This window comes from [Muricauda] lutisoli (nom. illeg.) (assembly GCF_017313105.1).
Lineage (GTDB): Bacteria > Bacteroidota > Bacteroidia > Flavobacteriales > Flavobacteriaceae > Flagellimonas > Flagellimonas lutisoli.
On record NZ_JAFLND010000001.1, the window covers coordinates 726,911 to 744,824 of the forward strand.

The 17,914-nt window shown below is 41.3% G+C and carries 18 protein-coding genes; 7 read left to right on the plus strand and 11 right to left on the minus strand.

The window, feature by feature from the left end; translation table 11 throughout:
• Positions 1-141: 141 nt before the first annotated feature.
• The 3 genes from rpsF to rplI are packed head-to-tail and all read left to right on the plus strand — an operon-like array spanning position 142 to position 1,247.
• Positions 142-480, plus strand: a complete 339-nt coding sequence (rpsF, locus tag J0X13_RS03430; RefSeq protein WP_207070058.1) for a 30S ribosomal protein S6 — start codon at positions 142-144, stop codon at positions 478-480.
• Positions 481-484: 4 nt separating this feature from the next.
• On the plus strand, positions 485-781 hold the full coding sequence (rpsR, locus tag J0X13_RS03435) for a 30S ribosomal protein S18 (RefSeq protein WP_014031368.1): 297 nt from the start codon (positions 485-487) through the stop codon (positions 779-781).
• A 13-nt stretch (positions 782-794) separates the two neighbouring features.
• Positions 795-1,247 carry a 50S ribosomal protein L9 gene (rplI, locus tag J0X13_RS03440; RefSeq protein WP_207026882.1) on the plus strand — a complete coding sequence of 151 codons (453 nt, stop codon included), beginning with the start codon at positions 795-797 and terminating at the stop codon, positions 1,245-1,247.
• Between the two features lie 72 nt (positions 1,248-1,319).
• Here rplI and J0X13_RS03445 read toward each other — a convergent pair whose 3' ends face one another.
• A complete protein-coding gene (locus J0X13_RS03445) occupies positions 1,320-1,784 on the minus strand; it encodes a DUF4168 domain-containing protein (RefSeq protein WP_207070059.1) in 465 nt (154 codons plus the stop codon).
• 184 nt (positions 1,785-1,968) lie between these two features.
• Here J0X13_RS03445 and J0X13_RS03450 point away from each other — a divergent pair, with 184 nt between their 5' ends.
• Positions 1,969-2,442: a DUF6495 family protein gene (locus tag J0X13_RS03450; RefSeq protein WP_207026878.1), complete on the plus strand. Its 474-nt coding sequence runs from the start codon at positions 1,969-1,971 to the stop codon at positions 2,440-2,442.
• 160 nt (positions 2,443-2,602) lie between these two features.
• The gene (gene hisS / locus J0X13_RS03455; protein ID WP_207070060.1) at positions 2,603-3,991 is read left to right on the plus strand and encodes a histidine--tRNA ligase; all 1,389 of its coding nucleotides are present in this window, start codon (positions 2,603-2,605) and stop codon (positions 3,989-3,991) included.
• On the opposite strand, the gene J0X13_RS03460 is transcribed toward hisS, so the two are convergent.
• A complete protein-coding gene (locus tag J0X13_RS03460; protein ID WP_207070061.1) occupies positions 3,975-4,523 on the minus strand; it encodes an NUDIX hydrolase in 549 nt (182 codons plus the stop codon). The genes hisS and J0X13_RS03460 overlap by 17 nt on opposite strands.
• Before the next feature lie 85 nt (positions 4,524-4,608).
• Entirely contained in the window at positions 4,609-5,697 is a 1,089-nt protein-coding gene (locus J0X13_RS03465; protein WP_207070062.1) for a M42 family metallopeptidase, read from the minus strand.
• A 102-nt stretch (positions 5,698-5,799) separates the two neighbouring features.
• On the opposite strand from J0X13_RS03465, the gene J0X13_RS03470 reads away from it, so the two are divergent.
• On the plus strand, positions 5,800-6,519 hold the full coding sequence (locus tag J0X13_RS03470) for a DUF4294 domain-containing protein (RefSeq protein WP_207070063.1): 720 nt from the start codon (positions 5,800-5,802) through the stop codon (positions 6,517-6,519).
• Here J0X13_RS03470 and J0X13_RS03475 read toward each other — a convergent pair.
• Positions 6,516-6,752: a DUF6095 family protein gene (locus J0X13_RS03475; RefSeq protein WP_207070064.1), complete on the minus strand. Its 237-nt coding sequence runs from the start codon at positions 6,750-6,752 to the stop codon at positions 6,516-6,518. The genes J0X13_RS03470 and J0X13_RS03475 overlap by 4 nt on opposite strands.
• Positions 6,753-6,809: 57 nt before the next feature.
• Between J0X13_RS03475 and J0X13_RS03480 the strand changes: the two genes are divergently transcribed.
• The gene (locus J0X13_RS03480; protein WP_207070065.1) at positions 6,810-8,129 is read left to right on the plus strand and encodes a GntP family permease; all 1,320 of its coding nucleotides are present in this window, start codon (positions 6,810-6,812) and stop codon (positions 8,127-8,129) included.
• A 7-nt stretch (positions 8,130-8,136) separates the two neighbouring features.
• Here the strand turns inward: J0X13_RS03480 and J0X13_RS03485 are convergent, their stop codons facing one another.
• The 7 genes from J0X13_RS03485 to J0X13_RS03515 all read right to left on the minus strand — a co-directional run bounded on the left by J0X13_RS03485 (position 8,137) and on the right by J0X13_RS03515 (position 17,846).
• Positions 8,137-9,030, minus strand: a complete 894-nt coding sequence (locus J0X13_RS03485) for a DUF4249 family protein (protein ID WP_207070066.1) — start codon at positions 9,028-9,030, stop codon at positions 8,137-8,139.
• A 4-nt stretch (positions 9,031-9,034) separates the two neighbouring features.
• Complete coding sequence (locus tag J0X13_RS03490) at positions 9,035-11,434, minus strand: TonB-dependent receptor (protein ID WP_207070067.1); 2,400 nt, start codon at positions 11,432-11,434, stop codon at positions 9,035-9,037.
• 147 nt (positions 11,435-11,581) lie between these two features.
• A complete protein-coding gene (locus J0X13_RS03495; RefSeq protein ID WP_207070068.1) occupies positions 11,582-13,801 on the minus strand; it encodes an NADP-dependent isocitrate dehydrogenase in 2,220 nt (739 codons plus the stop codon).
• Positions 13,802-14,422: 621 nt separating this feature from the next.
• Positions 14,423-14,773 (minus strand): 50S ribosomal protein L19, encoded by a 351-nt coding sequence (gene rplS / locus J0X13_RS03500; protein ID WP_163627495.1) that lies wholly within the window; start codon positions 14,771-14,773, stop codon positions 14,423-14,425.
• 132 nt (positions 14,774-14,905) lie between these two features.
• Positions 14,906-15,583 carry a tRNA (guanosine(37)-N1)-methyltransferase TrmD gene (gene trmD / locus J0X13_RS03505; RefSeq protein WP_207070798.1) on the minus strand — a complete coding sequence of 226 codons (678 nt, stop codon included), beginning with the start codon at positions 15,581-15,583 and terminating at the stop codon, positions 14,906-14,908.
• A 100-nt stretch (positions 15,584-15,683) separates the two neighbouring features.
• Complete coding sequence (locus J0X13_RS03510) at positions 15,684-16,289, minus strand: tRNA (guanine-N1)-methyltransferase (RefSeq protein ID WP_207070069.1); 606 nt, start codon at positions 16,287-16,289, stop codon at positions 15,684-15,686.
• 108 nt (positions 16,290-16,397) lie between these two features.
• Complete coding sequence (locus tag J0X13_RS03515; protein WP_207070070.1) at positions 16,398-17,846, minus strand: glyceraldehyde-3-phosphate dehydrogenase; 1,449 nt, start codon at positions 17,844-17,846, stop codon at positions 16,398-16,400.
• Positions 17,847-17,914 lie beyond the last annotated feature (68 nt).

Sequence of the window (17,914 nt, forward strand, 5' to 3'; positions counted from 1 at the left end):
GTGTAAATTGCCATATGTGTTATTTAGGTTCATTGGGTTTTTTATTGTTGATAACTCTTGTACTTAAACGAAGTTTTTTTACTTTTCTTGCAGGGTGAAAGAAATATTATTAATTTTGCGCTCCTTTAAAAATATATTATAATGAACCATTACGAAACTGTTTTCATTTTGAATCCCGTTCTATCTGAGACCCAGATAGAGGAAACAGTCAAGAAATTTGAAGATTTCTTGATTAAGAATGGTGCCAAAATGGTCTCCAAAGAAAACTGGGGACTTAAAAAATTGGCCTATCCCATTCAGCACAAGAAAAGTGGATTTTACCACTTGTTCGAATTCCAAGCTCCAGGTGAGGCTATTGGCCCATACGAGTTGGAATTGAGAAGAGATGAGCGCGTTATGCGTTTTTTGACCGTTAAATTGGACAAGCATGCAATTGCTTGGGCGGAAAAAAGAAGAAACAAACTAAAAGCAAAGGCATAAGGGTATGGCATCTATTGAGCAACAAGCAAAATCGAAAAAAGACGGGGAAATCAGATATTTGACCCCGCTTAACATTGAAACCAGCAAACAAAAGAAGTATTGTAGGTTCAAGAAATCAGGTATCAAGTACATTGATTACAAAGACCCGGATTTTTTGATGAAGTTGGTTAACGAGCAAGGTAAATTGCTACCAAGAAGACTTACAGGTACTTCCTTGAAATACCAAAGAAAAGTGGCGCAGGCCGTAAAACGTGCCCGTCACCTAGCGTTAATGCCGTATGTTGGCGATATGTTGAAATAAAAAACACCAGAGAATGGAACTTATTCTAAAAGAAGATGTACAGGATTTGGGATTTAAGGATGATATCGTCACCGTAAAGAACGGTTACGGCAGAAACTTCCTTATCCCTCAAGGTTTGGCCGATTTGGCCACACCTTCTGCCAAAAAAGTTTTGGCGGAGAACCTTAAGCAAAGAGCTCACAAGGAGAAAAAAGTTATTGATGAGGCTACTAAGATTGCCGATGCATTGAAGCAATTGGAAATTAAGATTGCTGCAAAAGTTGGTGCAGGCGATAAATTGTTCGGGTCTGTAACAAATATCGATCTTGCCGCTGCCTTGGACAAAGAAGGACACCAAATTGATAGAAAATTCATCAACATTAAAGGTGGAGCTGTCAAAAGGGTTGGTCCTTACGAAGCTATTATCAGACTACACAGGGAAGTTATTGTAGAATTCCCTTTTGAAGTGGTTGCTGAGGCAAAATAAGCTTTACATCCTATGATATAAAAAAAGCCCTCCAATTTTGGAGGGCTTTTTTATGCAAAATTTTTACTTGCCTTATTGTTGCTGTTCCAAAGCAGCTCGCAATCTACCTTGGAGGTCGGCATCTGTTTGCAAGGCCATAGCTATTTTTTGGTAGCGTTCCATGGTCAAGCCTTCGTTTCCAATTATTTCTTCGATTTGTTGGGTGAAACCAACCTGCATTTGTTGAATCTTGTTCATTAGCATGCCAAAACGTTCTTTTTCCTCATCACTGGCATCAACTGTTTTTTCGGGAGAAGCCGAGGCTTGGTACATTTCGTTGAATCGGTTGGGGTCAAACCCACTCTCCTTAACAGTTTGCATTACCTGTTGCTGGGCTTCCATATTTACTTTTTGAATATCTTGAAAAGCAGAAGCTATTTTATTCAGTTCGGCATCGCTAACCTCCACCTGCTCTTGCGCGTTCACATGCGAAAATCCACATGCACCAATGGCTGCTATACAAACCACTAAAGTTTTAAATGATTTTAAAAATCTCATTCTCTACGTGTTTTATTAATAATGTTAGTTTCCGAAACTACAATAAATAAAAGGGCTTGCCAAAAATCAAAGCCAATAAGGATGTTAATCTAAACTTAAAGGAAATGAGGGAAAATAAGGTATTCCATGGTTTTCTTAATGTAAAAACAAGGCGGTTCTCCCTAGCCTTTTATATTTTTGCAGCATGAAGTACAGAAGATTGACAAAGGAGCAATTAGAGGAGCTCCACCCTGAATTTATCAACTTTTTGGCGACTCAATCCATCACCGCGGAAGAATGGGATACCCTAAAAAAAGAAAAGCCTGAAGTTGCCGAGGAAGAGATAGATGTTTTTAGTGATTTAATCTGGGAAGGTGTGTTGAGCAAAGTGGAATATTTGGAAAATGTATCCGAGCGGCACATGAACCTATTTCATTTGACAGAAAAGGAAATGAAATTATTGTCGGTAAAGATTTTGAACCCGGAAATTGATTTAAGGACCGAGGTAGGCTTCGGTTGGTTCAAGCGTAACTACCAATCCGATTTTGTTGAATATCTGTCCGCTTCCAAGGCCTATAGTGAAGACAAGAATGTGGATAAGTTCGAGTTGATCAAGCAAGGTGCTGTAATCACAAAAGGGGAGCTGTACCAATGGTTTGAGCAGATCATGGAACATTGATGGATAATATTTTATAAGTAATATTATCCGGTGAAAGTTAAGCGACCATAGAACCCTAAACCCTTTCACCTTTCACCCTCGACCTATGGCCCTTGACCCTTGATCTCTTCACCTTTGACATCGACCAAAAACGTATATTTGCACGAGAATTTAATACCACATGGCAAAGAAACCATCTATACCAAAAGGAACCCGTGATTTTTCACCTGCAGAGGTAGCCAGGCGCAACTATATCATCCAAACCGTAAAAAAGCATTTCGAAACTTATGGTTTTCAGCCGATTGAAACTCCTTCTTTTGAGAATTCGGAGACCCTAATGGGTAAATATGGGGATGAAGGTGACCGTTTGATATTCAAAATCTTGAATTCGGGTGATTTTATCTCCAAGGTGGATGATGTAACTTATAGTTCCAAGAACTCAGCCTCTTTAACTCCTAAGATTTCAGAAAAAGCCCTGCGTTACGATCTTACCGTTCCTTTTGCCCGTTATGTGGTCATGCACCAGAACGAGATAGATTTTCCGTTCAAGCGCTATCAAATTCAGCCTGTTTGGCGTGCGGACCGTCCACAAAAGGGGCGTTTTCGTGAGTTTTATCAGTGCGATGCCGATGTGTTGGGAGCGGACTCTTTGCTTCAAGAAGTGGAGTTCGTGCAGTTGTACGATGCTGTTTTTACCGATTTAGGCCTAAAAGGGGCAACCATTAAAATCAACAACCGAAAAATATTGTCGGGCATTGCCGAAGTGATCGGGGCCAAACATTTATTGGTGGACTTTACAGTGGCATTGGACAAATTGGACAAGATAGGAGAGGAGAAGGTAAAAGCGGAAATGTTGGAAAAGGGAATCTCCGAAAACGCCATTGCCAAGGCACAACCGTTATTTGATATGTCGGGAACTGCATCCGAGCAATTGGAAAAGCTAAAAACCATCCTTGCCGACTCCGAGATTGGAATGTTGGGTGTCTCCGAATTGGAAGAGATTATCTCCACCATTGATATGGTGGGACTGCAATCGGCCAGCCTTCAATTGGATGTGACACTCGCCCGTGGTTTAAATTACTATACTGGCGCTATTTTTGAAGTAGCTGCACCTGAGGGAGTAAAAATGGGTTCCATTGGTGGTGGAGGCCGTTACGATGACCTTACCGGTATTTTTGGACTCAAAGATGTGAGCGGCGTCGGTATTTCCTTTGGACTGGACCGTATTTACTTGGTTTTGGAAGAATTGAACCTGTTCCCTGACAGCTTGGATACTTCGTTGGACGTACTCTGCCTCAATTTTGGAAAGAAAGAAGGAACAGCGGCCTTAAAACTGGTATCTGGACTGCGTAAGCAAGGTCTAAGGGCTGATTTGTATCCTACGGACACCAAAGTGCAGAAGCAGTTCAAATATGCGGATAAAAGGGGAGTGCCTTACGTGATTCTTTTGGGGGACCAAGAGTTGACAGATGGTAAATTTGTGGTCAAAAATATGAAGACAGGTGACCAGAAGGACTATTCTTTGGATGCAACCGAAGCATTTGTGGAAAAGGTCAAGTCCGGTTTTTAATCTCTTTTATGATGGTTTTGTAATACGTAGGTCCGTGTGGCACATATTTGCCCATGCTGGCCAAGCCCCAAGTTTCCTCAGCGAATTTAAATAAAGGAACCAAGGCCAGATCCGCCACCTCATTTTCCTGTTTTTTAAGTTGATTCAAGGGCACCTGCAACTTGCACAAAAAAATGTGATGCAGTTCGGCATCAATAAAATTTTCTGAGATTTTATGAATGGCCTTAAAAGTGCCCAAGGGCTCCAAATCGGATTCCGAGATGGTCAGGCCCACTTCTTCCTCGACTTCTCGAATGGCCGCGGTAATAATTTCCTCTCCTGCAGAAACGTGCCCAGCGACCGAAACATCCCAAAGTAGGGGATGGGTGGCCTTGTTTTCGCCCCGTTGTTGAATCAAAACTCGGCCATCTGGAGTGTAGAGCCAAACATGGATGGTCGGATGAAGCAAACCTTTTCGGTGCGCTTCCGATTTTAAACAGGATTCACCTGTAGGTTTTCCTTGTTCGTCCAAAATGTCAACTCGCTCATCCATATTACATAAAGATAAAAAAAAGTCACCCTGAAGATGTTTCAGGGTGACATAATTTTAAATCTGATCAAGGATGATGCCTGCTCAGTTAATCAAAATAACTGAAGGTCTCTCCTTCTTTAATGTTCAATAAGGTTTCGTATATCAAACGGATAACGTTCTCTACATCATCTCTATGGACTGTTTCCACCGTGGTATGCATGTAGCGCAAGGGCAGCGAAATCAAAGCTGAAGCTACACCTCCGTTACTATAGGCAAAAGCATCGGTATCCGTTCCCGTGTACCGTGACGATGCATTACGCTGGAATGGAATTTTATGGGACTCCGCGGTTTCCAAAATACGCTCGCGCAATTTGTTCTGTACGGCAGGGGCATAGGAAATTACGGGACCGTCACCAATTTTGGTCTCCCCCTCGGTCTTTTTATTGATCATGGGAGTAGTGGTATCATGGCACACATCCGTTACAATGGCCACGTTGGGTTTAATGGTCTGCGTGATCATTTCGGCACCTCGCAGTCCTATTTCTTCCTGTACCGAATTGGTAATGTACAACCCAAAAGGCAGTTCTTTTTTGTTTTCTTTGAGCAAACGGGCCACCTCGGCGATCATGTAACCTCCCATTCTATTGTCCAATGCCCTGCAAACAAATTTGTCCTTGTTCAATATCTGGAATTGGTCGGGGTAGGTAATCACGCAACCTACGTGTACGCCCATTTTTTCCACTTCTTTTTTGTCCTTGGCACCTATATCTATAAAGATGTTGTCCAATTTCGGTGGTTCCTCCTTGGATTTGTCCCTGGTATGGATGGCCGGCCATCCGAACACACCTTTTACAATACCCTTTTTGGTATGAATGTTCACCCATTTGGAAGGTGCTATTTGATGGTCGCTTCCTCCGTTTCGGATAACGTAAAGTAAGCCTTCATCGGTGATATAATTAACGTACCAAGAAATTTCATCGGAATGCCCTTCGATCACAACCCTGTATTTTGCATCTGGATTAATGACGCCTACGGCTGTTCCATACGTGTCCGTTATAAACTCGTCCACATAAGGTTTTACATAGTCCATCCAAATTTTTTGCCCTTCCCATTCATAACCTGTGGGAGAGGGATTGTTCAAGTATTTTTCTAAAAACTCGAGGGATTTTTTCGTGATGATTTTCTCTTTTGCCATGAATCTGATTTAGTACACAAACATAAGAATATTCACTTTTATTTAATAACCAAATCATACCTTTATACGTACTTTTGGCAAGACTATTGAGGAAGAAATGTTATGCTGCGTAACTGTTTTCTTATTGTTTTTCTGGCATGCACTGCCCTCGGGTTTGCTCAGGAACCGCAGAAGGATTCCATTGTAAGCCAAAGGGATTCCATTGCCAATGATTCCATAGAGGATTATTACGTTCGGTTTGAAGGAGACTCTATTTTGATGAGCTCTATCGAATTGGATGAAGTATACCTTTTTGGCAAGCTCGATTTTGCCAACCGAAAGGATAAATTGCGTTACTATATTCTCCGCAGAAAAACACTGAAGGTGTATCCCTATGCCAAATTGGCCGCTGAGCGATTAGTGGAGTTGAACGATAGTTTACAACATATTAAAAAACGGAGGCACCAAAGGCGATACACCCGAAAGGTTCAAAAATATATTGAAGGTGAATTTTCTGAAGAGCTCAAAAAACTGACCCGTACCGAAGGACAGATACTGGTAAAATTAATTCATCGTCAAACAGGTACAACCGCCTTTGATTTGGTCAAGGATTTGCGGAACGGATGGCGTGCGTTTTGGTACAATACCACGGCCAGTCTATTCAAAATCAGTTTAAAGGAAGAGTTTCTTCCGGAAGAAGTGCATGAAGATTATTTGATAGAGGATATTCTACAACGCGCCTTTGCGGCAAGTAGGTTGGAGCGACAAAAATCTGTTCTGGATTATGATTACGCCCAGCTTACGAACAAATGGAAAAACCGACCGCCAAGTACCGGCAATTAGTTTTTGGATTTTTTTCCAAAAATGGCTTCCATTACAATGCTAACGGACCTAAAACCTAAATATATGGCCAAAATGGCACAGATAAAGCCCAAGATCAAAACAGGCCAATAAAAGGGGTGTCCTTCATTTTTAAATGCTTCGTAGATTAAAAAGGGTCCCATAAACATGGCTAGCACCGTGTATCCAAACGATTTCATTCCTTTTACCAGAAGTTCCTTGTTAGTTCGCTTCATAGGACCAAAGTAGGAATATTAGCTTATATTTAGGGGATATTGCACTAAAAATCAACCATGGAAATATTAGTTCTTGGGGTAGTGGTCCTCTTCATTATTATTGCTACCGTAAAATTTAAAATGCACCCCATTTTCTCCTTGACCATTGCTGCTATAGCTTCTGGTTTTTTATTGGGGATAACACCAAAAGATATCATGTCCACCATGGCCGAAGGCTTTGGAAATACCCTATCGGGCATAGGGTTGGTAATTGCTTTTGGGACAGTTATCGGTATTTATCTAGAAAAAACAGGGAGCACGCAAGTTCTTGCCAATAGTATTTTAAAAGTGATAGGCTTAAAACGTTCTCCTTTGGCCCTGAATTTGGCTGGATTTGTCATTTCCATACCAGTATATTGCGATTCGGGTTACATCATACTTTCTTCCTTGAACAAAGCTATCAGTAAGAAAACGGGTATTCCCACCTTGGTTTTTGCCATCGCCTTGGCTACAGGATTGTATTCTGCCCACGTTTTTGTCCCTCCCACACCTGGACCATTGGCCGCAGCTGCTATCTTGGATGCCGATTTGGGTATGGTACTGATTTTTGGGCTAGTGGTCGCCATACCTGTTTCCATTTCAGGATATTTTTGGGCACGGTTCATTGGAAAATCATTACAAGAGGATCTAACTGCCCAGGATGTTAAAGAAAAGGAAGAAGTTTTGTCCACGGTAAAGCCATTTCAAGCTTTTCTACCTTTACTTGTCCCTATAATTTTGATTGCGATGAAATCTGTTGCGGATTATCCAACCCACCCTTTGGGTGAAGGTTTGGTATTCAGTATTCTCAATTTTCTGGGCAGTCCCGTAATTGCATTACTTATTGGTGTTTTCTTTGCCTTTGCTTTAGGTAGAAAAGTTTCTGTTGAAGAGAAAACGGGATGGGTGCCCGAAGCTTTTAAGCAAGCAGGGGCCATTGTGTTGATAACGGGTGCGGGAGGTGCATTTGGGGCCATTCTTCGTACCATGGACATTGCCTCCATCATTAATTTGGAATCCAGCACAGGTATTGGTGGGCTTTTGATTGCTTTTGTGATTTCTGCTGTGCTCAAAACCGCCCAGGGATCATCAACAGTTGCCATTATTACCACTTCGGCCATAATTGCCCCTTTACTGGAAACTTTCGGCTTGGTTTCCATTACCGATAAGGCGTTGGCTGTTCTTGCCATTGGAGCAGGAGCCATGACGGTCTCCCATATCAATGACAGTTATTTTTGGGTAGTCTCACAGTTTTCAAATATGAAAGTGAAAACCGCTTTGCGTGGGCATACCCTTGGCACTTTGGTTCAGGGTACCGTTGGTATTTTGATGATCCTATTGCTTTATGCAATTGTTTAATGATGAATCATTGAATGGTAAGGGTCGCAGTGTATTCTTGTACTACTGCAAAATATCCCAGCGCATAATCGTTGGGACGTTCCACATTATCCAAAACGGTCACGTTGTCGAGCCCTGTTACATCAAAAACGTTGCCTCGAACAGTGGCAACGGGCGTTTGAAAAACACCGCCATTGTTTTCTGTTTGCTCCAATATTAAATCCATGTAATTGTAGAAGTCTTCGGTAGCCCCCAAAATGCTTACGGTAATATCTTGTCCTACCTCTAAATTTTCATCATAGAAATAGGAAAACTCAAATTGTTGTCCCTGAAAGAATTCATCTTCGACAGTTTGAAATTCACTGTTCATAAAATCGAACACGTAAAAGTTGTCATTGTCCCCATCATCGGTAAATGTTACGATGATTTCCGTTTCCTCTTCATCAAAAAGCGTATCGTCTCCCTGTTCCAAATTATCCAATGGAACGGTTGGGGCGTATTTTGTCTGGGCAAAATATTGTTTTCCTTTATGGGTGACCTGCAAAATAAATGTCACGTTAGGTTCGGCTGCAGCGGTCCTGATGCGTTGGTCTGTTGTAAAATCGGGGTCCGGAACATAAACTCCTGTCCCTGGCGCTTCCTCGGTAAGGTTGGAGAAAGCTAGGCTTTCAAACAGTCCGTTATCGTTGAGCACTCCATAACCAATTACGGCACTTTCAACTTGTGTGGGTTGGTTCTCATCGAAAAAAACACTGGTTTCGCGCATGGTAATTCTCACATCCACAAACTCCTCACTTTTATCCACACGCAAGAGCCCATCCACAACCAATCTGGTCTCCACTTCCGGTAAATCTACATCAACAACGTCTTCACAGGAGCCGAGGAACAAAACAATAAGCATATAAGCCATTAGATTCTTCATACCCTTAAAATTTAAAGTTATAGGTTACCGATGGGATAATGCCAAATATAGAAGTCCGTATGGCCTCGTTTCTTCCCGTATCTTCATTTTCCCTAAAATTAATGGATGCTGCATTTCTACGACTATAGGCATTGTAAATGCTGAACACCCATTCCGATTGTATTTTTTTACGTTTGTTGCGTTTAGGGGTTAAGATTGCGGAGATATCCAGTCGATGGTAGTCTGGTAGTCTTTCTTTGTTCCTTAGTCCATAGTAAGGAACATTTACGCCTTCAAATTCAAATTGACCTATGGGATAATTGGTAGGTTGTCCTGTTTGATAGATGAAATTGGCATTAAAGCTCCATTTTTCATTCAACTCAAAACTTCCGTATAAGGATAGGTCATGTGTTTTGTCGTAAGGAGTACTGTACCAGTCGCCCAGATTGATCCCTGTTTCCAAATTGGAACGACCGGTATCAAAGTTTTGGGTTCGCCCCGGTGTCCTTTGTTCCGATCGGGACAGCGTATAGGCCAGCCAGCCCTGAAAGCGGCCTTGATTTTTTCTAATAAGAAGTTCCAGCCCATATGCTCTTGCCTGGCCATTCAATATGACTTGTTCGATGGCATTGTTGGCAATGAGGTTGGCCCCATCGATATAGTCTATCCTGTTTTGGATATCCTTGTAAAAGACCTCTGCTTCCAAATTATATGCTCCGCTATTTATATTTCTGAAATAACCAAGGGCATATTGATCCAAAAGCTGTGGTTCAACAAAAGGCCCGCTGGGTGTCCAAACATCCAATGGAGTAGGGGAACTTGTATTGGAAAGCAGGTGAAGATATTGTGCCAATCGGGTATAACTGGCTTTAATGGAGTTGATTTCTTTAAAGCTATAGGACATGGAAATCCGAGGTTCCAAATTGAAAAAGCTTTTGAGCGTATTGCTCCTTCCCGGATTGATCGTGTCAATGGGCTCACCTTCTCGATACGTTAATGTAAAGGGGTCAAATTCGACAGGGTTGTCGTTTTCGTAAACGAAGAATTCGTCTTGTCCCAATCTGGCAAACTGACTTGCCCTTAATCCGTATTCAACACTTAAATTATCCGTGATTTGATGCTCAATATCTATATAGGCCGCATTCTCGTTGGCATATTTTTTTGTGAGTTGTTCTTCCACAATTCCTGAATCTGGGCTGTTAGGAACGATTTTACCTGGATTAAATACATAGTAAATGCTGTTAATCCCATAGTTAAGCTGAAATCTATCGTTCAGGTAGTGTTTTAAATCGTATTTAACATTGAAGTTTTGGATTCCTGAATTCCACTCAAATCCAACAAAATCCAGCTCTAAGCCATAGTAATAATCTGAGTAGATCAGGGAAAGGTTGGAGAATAGCCTGTCGGAAAACAAATGGTTCCATCTAAAGTTCCCTACCGCATTCCCATACACATTTACAAATCTGTCACTAACATTAAAAAGGTCTCTTCCAAAGTAACCGGATAGGAAAACACTGTTGTTCTCGTTGATTTTATGGTTGATTTTGGTGTTTAAATCGTAGAAATAGGCTTTGTTGTTAACATCGAACAATGGTAAAAATAAATGTGCGTAAGAGGCCCTGCCACCTACCAAAAAAGCGGTTCTGTCTTTTTGAATCGGTCCTTCGATCAACAATCGACTGGCCACAGCCCCGATTCCTCCATTTACTTTTAATTCTTTACTGTTTCCTTCTTTCTGAAAGATTTCAAGAACGGAAGAAACCCTACCTCCGTACCTTGCGGGAATACCACCCTTAAATAGTTTAACATCTTTTATGGCATCGGGATTAAAAACCGAAAAGAAACCGAATAGGTGGGAAGAGTTGAAGACGGTGGCTTCATCCAATAAAATAAGGTTCTGGTCTACTGCTCCGCCCCTTACGTTAAATCCGGAAGATGCCTCTCCCGCACTTGTCACACCGGGCAAAAGGACCAAGGATTTTATGACATCCGCTTCGCCCAATACCACAGGGATTTGCTTGATGGTTTGGGAAGCCAGCGAGGTAACGCTCATTTGTGGTTTTCGAATATCCAATTTCTCCACATCGTCGGTCACCACGACTTCTTGCAATTCTTCCGTTTTCTCCACAAGGTTAAAATCCAGCTTTAGGTTTTTATCAAGTGTAATGGTTTTTACAACTTCCTGGAAACCTAAATAACTAACAACCACTTGATATTCTCCTTCGGGAAGGGTGATGGAATAAAAACCGTATTCATTTGTGGTCGTTCCCGTTTTTAGTTCGGAGATGGCAATGGTTACGCCAATTAATGATTCGTTACTGGTAGCTTCGGAAACAGTACCGCTTAGTGTATGTTTTTCTTGGGCCTGTAATATGAAAAAATGCCCAAACAGGGCTAGCAAAAATGCAAGATAATGTCTGGACATTTGATTGGTTTCTTTAAAAATACATATTTATGGAGTAGAGAAAAAATCTAAGTTGTGGCCACGGCATATTTTAACATATGGTGTTATAAAAAAAAAGGCAGTCATTGATTTGACTGCCTTGTTAAACTATTGATCTCTTGTGCTTGATTATCCGATAGAACTCAAAATACTGTTTAGAGTTTCACTTGGTCGCATAGCTTTTGATGCCATTTCTGGATTTGGAAGGTAGTACCCCCCAATATCTACCGGCGAACCTTGGGCATCTATCAACTCCTGGGTAATCTGATCCTCGTTGGAAGACATTGTTTCGTGAGCTTTGCTGAATATGGCTTTTAATTCCTCATCCTTATCCTGCTTTGCCAATTGCTCGGCCCAATAAAGTGCTAGGTAGAAATGGCTTCCACGGGTATCGATCTCGTTTACCTTTCTGGATGGTGACCTATCTTGGTTCAAGAACTCCTCGGTTGCTTTGTCCAACGCATCGGCCAGTACCTGAGCTTTTTTGTTGTTGTTTTTATCTCCGAAGAATTCCAAAGAAACGGCCAATGCCAAGAATTCACCAAGGGAATCCCATCTTAAGTGACCTTCCTCCAAGAATTGTTCGACGTGCTTTGGAGCGGAGCCACCGGCACCAGTTTCGAACAGCCCACCGCCGTTCATCAAAGGAACGATAGAAAGCATTTTTGCACTGGTTCCCACTTCTAAAATAGGGAAGAGGTCGGTCAAGTAGTCTCTTAATACATTGCCGGATACGGAAATAGTGTCTTTTCCTTCCTTCATGCGCTTCAAAGTGAACTTGGTCGCTTCAATCGGTGAGAGGATTCTAATGTCCAATCCTTCGGTATCGTGGTCTTTAAGGTAAAGGGTTACTTTTTTGATCAATTCGGCGTCGTGCGCCCTGTTTTCATCCAACCAGAAAACAGCTGGAGTATCTGTGGCCCTTGCTCGAGAAACGGCCAATTTGACCCAATCCTGAACAGGAGCATCTTTTACTTGGCACATTCTCCAGATATCACCTTCTTCCACTGGGTGCTCTATTAATGTTTCGCCTGCGGCATTCACCACTTTTACCGTTCCATTTTTCTCAATTTCGAAAGTTTTATCGTGGGAACCATACTCTTCGGCTTTTTGAGCCATTAAACCAACATTGGGAACCGTTCCCATGGTTTTGGGATCAAAAGCTCCGTGTTCTTTGCAAAAATCGATAGTGGCTTGATAAACCCCCGCATAACTGCTATCAGGTATGATGGCCTTGGTATCTTGAAGTTCACCGTTCTTGTCCCACATTTTACCGGAATTCCTGATCATGGCGGGCATGGAGGCATCAATAATCACATCACTGGGTACATGCAGGTTGGTAATGCCCTTATCGGAATTTACCATGGCCAAGTCAGGTCCGTTTTCAATACTTTCCTTTATGGCCCCTTCAATCTCTTTGTGTTGTTCTTCGGGCAACTTTCCGATTTTATCCAACAAGGTTTCCAATCCATCGTTTGGATTGATTCCCAATTTTTCGAAAGTATCTCCGTAGTTTTTGAACAATTCCGAAAAGTAAACTTGTAAAGCGTGACCAAAAATGATAGGGTCGGAAACCTTCATCATGGTCGCTTTAAAGTGTAATGAAAGTAAGATGTTGTTTTTCCTCGCATCGGCAATTTCCTTGGTCAAAAAATCGACCAATGCTTTTTTGCTCATTACCGTGGCATCGATGACCTCTCCTTTTAAAAGGGAAAGCTTGTCTTTTAATACGGTCGTGCTTCCGTCTTTACCTATCAACTCAATACGGATTTCATCCGGATTGGCCATGGTCAACGATTTTTCGTTGGATTTAAAATCGCCGTGAGACATGGTGGCCACATGGGTTTTGGAGTCGGAAGACCATTCGCCCATCGTATGCGGGTGTGCCTTGGCGTAATTTTTAACGGCCTTGGGTGCGCGTCTGTCCGAGTTTCCTTCTCGAAGTACTGGGTTTACCGCACTACCTTTTACTTTATCGTATTTGGCCTTGATTTCTTTTTCTTCGTCGGTTTTAGGTTCGTCCGGGTAGTCCGGTAATTTATATCCTTTACCCTGAAGTTCCTCAATGGCTTCTTTCAGCTGAGGAATGGAAGCACTGATGTTGGGAAGTTTGATAATGTTGGCCTCAGGGGTCTTGGCAAGTTCGCCCAAAATGGACAAATCGTCCGGAACTTGCTGTTCCTTGGTCAACAACTCTGGAAACACAGCGGCAATTCTACCGGCCAAAGAAATGTCTTTGGTCTCTACTGAGATATTGGCGGTTTCGGTGAATGATTTTACAATAGGTAAGAAGGATAATGTTGCTAAGGCAGGAGCCTCATCTGTTTTGGTATAATAAAGTTTAGCCATTTATATGTATTTGTTTGAGCGATTGCAAATATACGATTTATGGACGGTGAAGTATGGATGGAAATAACTAAAAGTGTGGGTTTTTAATGAGAATTTGTTAAAAAACAAAAGCCATATCTATGTTTTCACTTAGATATGGCTTTCAGAATGGGATCAAGTTTTCTTTGCATTGCTACAAAACCAAACAATCTGATGATTGCCCTTGAAACCCTTCGACGTTTACTCTGCTATGTTCTTAATTTTTCAACTAAACTACATTCTACAAAGTGTACTGTTGTATTCCTAAACTTTATCAAAACAGAAAATTGCTCTCCTGTTCGCACATAAAATTTATTATTTCTCATCAGGTTTCGCCGAAGCTACTCCTCATTTGAAATTCCTTTTGTGATCAGTAGTGTTACCAATTAAAAGGGAATCCACAGTTTTAAAGAACGTCAACTTTAAATCGACACAATCGTGATGGTATCACTATCATATCTTCGACTAAAGTAGAACGCAAAACTAAAATTTGCAACTTTTTAAAACATTAAAAATCAACATGATATGAACCGAAGTTATTAACAATTGTTCATAAAAAAAGCACCCTTTTGAGGTGCTTTTTCCTGTTGTATGGAATATGGATTATCCCTTAACTTCTTTGATACGGGCCTTTTTACCGGTAAGACCTCTAAAGTAGAAGATTCTAGATCTACGTACTTTACCTTTTTTGTTTACTTCAATTCTTTGCAAAGCAGGCATGTTTACCGGGAAAATTCTTTCCACACCTACAGTACCTGACATTTTGCGAATGGTGAAAGTTTCGGTGGCACCGCTTCCTCTACGTTGTATCACTACACCCTTAAAGAACTGGGTACGCGTTTTTTCACCTTCCTTAATTTCGTAATAAACAGTGATGGTGTCACCAGCTGAAAATTTTGGAAATTCTTTTTTTGGAACAAATTCGTCTTCAACAAATTTTACTAAGGATTCCATTTTTGTTTTTTTTAGTGTTTTTACAAGACCAACTTTCACGGATTTCGTCAGAGGTTGATTTTGAGATTGCAAAAGTAATGCAATATTTAGAAATAGCAAGCAGTTTTTTGGCGTTTTTGAATTTTGAGCGCCTTATTCCTCCAAAAGGTCGGGTCTTCTTTCTTGGGTCCGTTCCAAAGCCTTTTGTTCCCGCCATTTTTCAATCTTTGGGAAATTACCGCTAAGCAGTATTTCTGGGACCTTAAGTCCTTTATAATCTGCAGGTCGCGTGTAAACGGGCGGGGCCAATAAATTATCTTGAAACGTATCTGTTAGGGCAGAGGTCTCATCGTTCAGAACACCTGGCAACAATCGAATTACGGCATCGCATAATATGGCGGCGGCCAATTCGCCTCCCGACAGTACATAATCACCAATGGAAATCTCACGGGTAACGAACATATCCCTCACCCGTTGATCCACACCTTTATAATGTCCGCAGAGTATTATAATGTTCTTTTTCAGCGATATCTCGTTGGCCATGCCTTGATTAAGGGTATTGCCATCGGGTGTCATGTAAATGATTTCGTCGTAATCACGTTCCGACTTGAGCTTTGAAATGCATTTATCAATAGGTTCGACCATCATTACCATGCCGGCGCCACCGCCAAACTGGTAGTCGTCTACCTGCTTATAGTTGCCGATTGAAAAGTCTCTTAAATTATGAAGATGCACCTCGACCAGTCCCTTTTCGATAGCGCGTTTTAAAATGGATGCTTCAAACGGACTTTTTAAAAGTTCGGGCAGTACGGTGATAATGTCTATCCGCATGGACATTGTTGCTGTCTATTGATTTGCCGCAAAAGTAAGGAATGCTAGCACAATTATGGCATAAAAAAGAAAGGCTTCCTTTTTTTGGAAGCCTTGATTCTTATTTTTTTTGTTTGTTCAGCTCATCCTGAAGCTGTCGGCTTATTTTCTGTTCCCGCTCCAAGGCTCTTCGCCTATGGTTCTGGTATTCTTCCTCCAGATCGGCAAGGGCGGATTTGGCCTGCTGTGTCAAGAAATTACTATTTCTAAACCTGTATATAAAGAACAATAACAGTAATAACAGTCCAAAAATAATGGACCACAATATAAAGTTGTAGGTTCCTTTACTGATCATAGCACCAAAAAATGAGATACTATCCTTTTCTTCGGTAACCGCATTTAAGTTGTTGGTAGTTTCCTGCAACTTGTTATTAAGGTCTTCTATTTCAGCGTTGTTTGCGGAAATGGTGGAAGAAAGGTCTTTAATTGTCTTATTGGCTGTATCAAGGGAATCGAATATGTTGTTTTTGGTTTCGTACAGATCCGACAATTTGATTACCTCATAACGAATACCATTGGCCCGATAGTTTCCGGACTTTCTTTCCAACTCTTCAAATTGTCCTCTAAGGGTGTTGTCCGTTTCATCGGAGGACCCATCTTCTTGAGCTTGGATTGCCAAGGTCGGGATAAGTAAGGCTAAGACGAATAAAATGCGTAAATGCTTCATGTTCAATAATGTTCTCGTATTAAATTTAGATTAAGGGCGGGACGAAATTACATCAATATACCAAATTTCAAAAAAAGAAAACAGGTTCTTTGAACAAATCGCACTCCACTAATAATACGTATAACGCCTAACTTTCGCTATATATTTCGCCAAACGGATAACTTGATGGGAATATCCATACTCATTGTCATACCAAATATAGAGCACCACATTTTTTCCACCGGGAGCTACAATGGTCGCCTTGCTGTCATAAATCGAAGGCGCTGTGGCTCCTACGATATCGGAAGAGACCAATTCATTGCTCAATGCATATTTTATCTGCTCAACCAAATCTCCCTCCAAAGCGTACTTTTTAATTATGGTATCAATACTTTCTTTGGATGTCTTGTTCTTCACTTCCAAGTTTAGAATTGCCAAAGAACCATTGGGAACGGGGACCCTAATGGCATTGGAAGAAAGTTTTCCTTTTAAAGATGGTAATGCTTTGGCAACGGCCGAACCTGCTCCTGTTTCCGTTATTACCATATTGAGTGCCGCTGCACGCCCACGTCGGTACTTTTTGTGCATGTTGTCCACCAAGTTTTGATCATTGGTGTACGCGTGAATGGTTTCCAAGTGCCCTTTTTTAATTCCGAGCGAATCCTCTATTACTTTTAGGATAGGGGTAATGGCATTGGTGGTGCAAGAGGCTGCGGAATAGATTTTGGTCTTGTCCGGGTCAAAGTCCTTGTGGTTTACACCGTGAACAATGTTGGGAACTTCTTTTCCGGGAGCGGTCAACAATACCTTGCTGGCACCTTTGGATTTTAAATGACGGGACAATTCCTTGTTATCCCTAAACGCACCGGTGTTATCTATTATTAAAGCATTGAAGATGCCATATTTGGTATAATCAATGTCTTCGGGTTGATTGGCACTAATAAACTTTACTGTTGTTCCATTAATGATGAGTGCTTGTTTTGCATCATCAATATCCACGGTACCCGTAAAAGGACCATGTACCGAATCGGTTTTTAGCAAAGCGGCTCTTTTTTCCAGAACTTCTTTGTTCAATTCACCTCGGATTACAATGGCACGCAATCGTAACTGACTTCCGCGACCTGTTTTTGCCATTAGTTCCCTTGCTACCAAACGACCAATACGTCCGAAACCATAAAGGACCACATCTTTTGGTTTTATGGCTTTGGAAGATTGCGCGCCCTTCAGCTTATCAATAACAAATGCTTTCACATTAAGGTGGGAGTTCTCATTGGAATTGTACTCATAGGTCAATTTTCCTATATCCAACTTTGCTGGTGGCAGGTTAATATCGTTGATTGCCCTAAGGATTTCAACAGAATCAAAAATCGACATTGGTTTTTGTACAAATTCCCCCGCATATTCGTGCAGGTTAATGATATCGCTTACATTTTTATCGATGATCTGGTTTTTGAACAGGACCACTTCAATGGCCTTGTCGTACCATAGGTCGCTGATAATTTTTATGAATTCTGTAGTTGCTTTTCTTCTATCTGCCTGAAAGGCAAGCTCTTTTTCGTAAGATGAAATGTCACTCATGGGTTGTGGTTGCGATTGTATCGTTTATTTTGCGGCTAAATTATATATTTCAAACGTTTTCGTAAAAC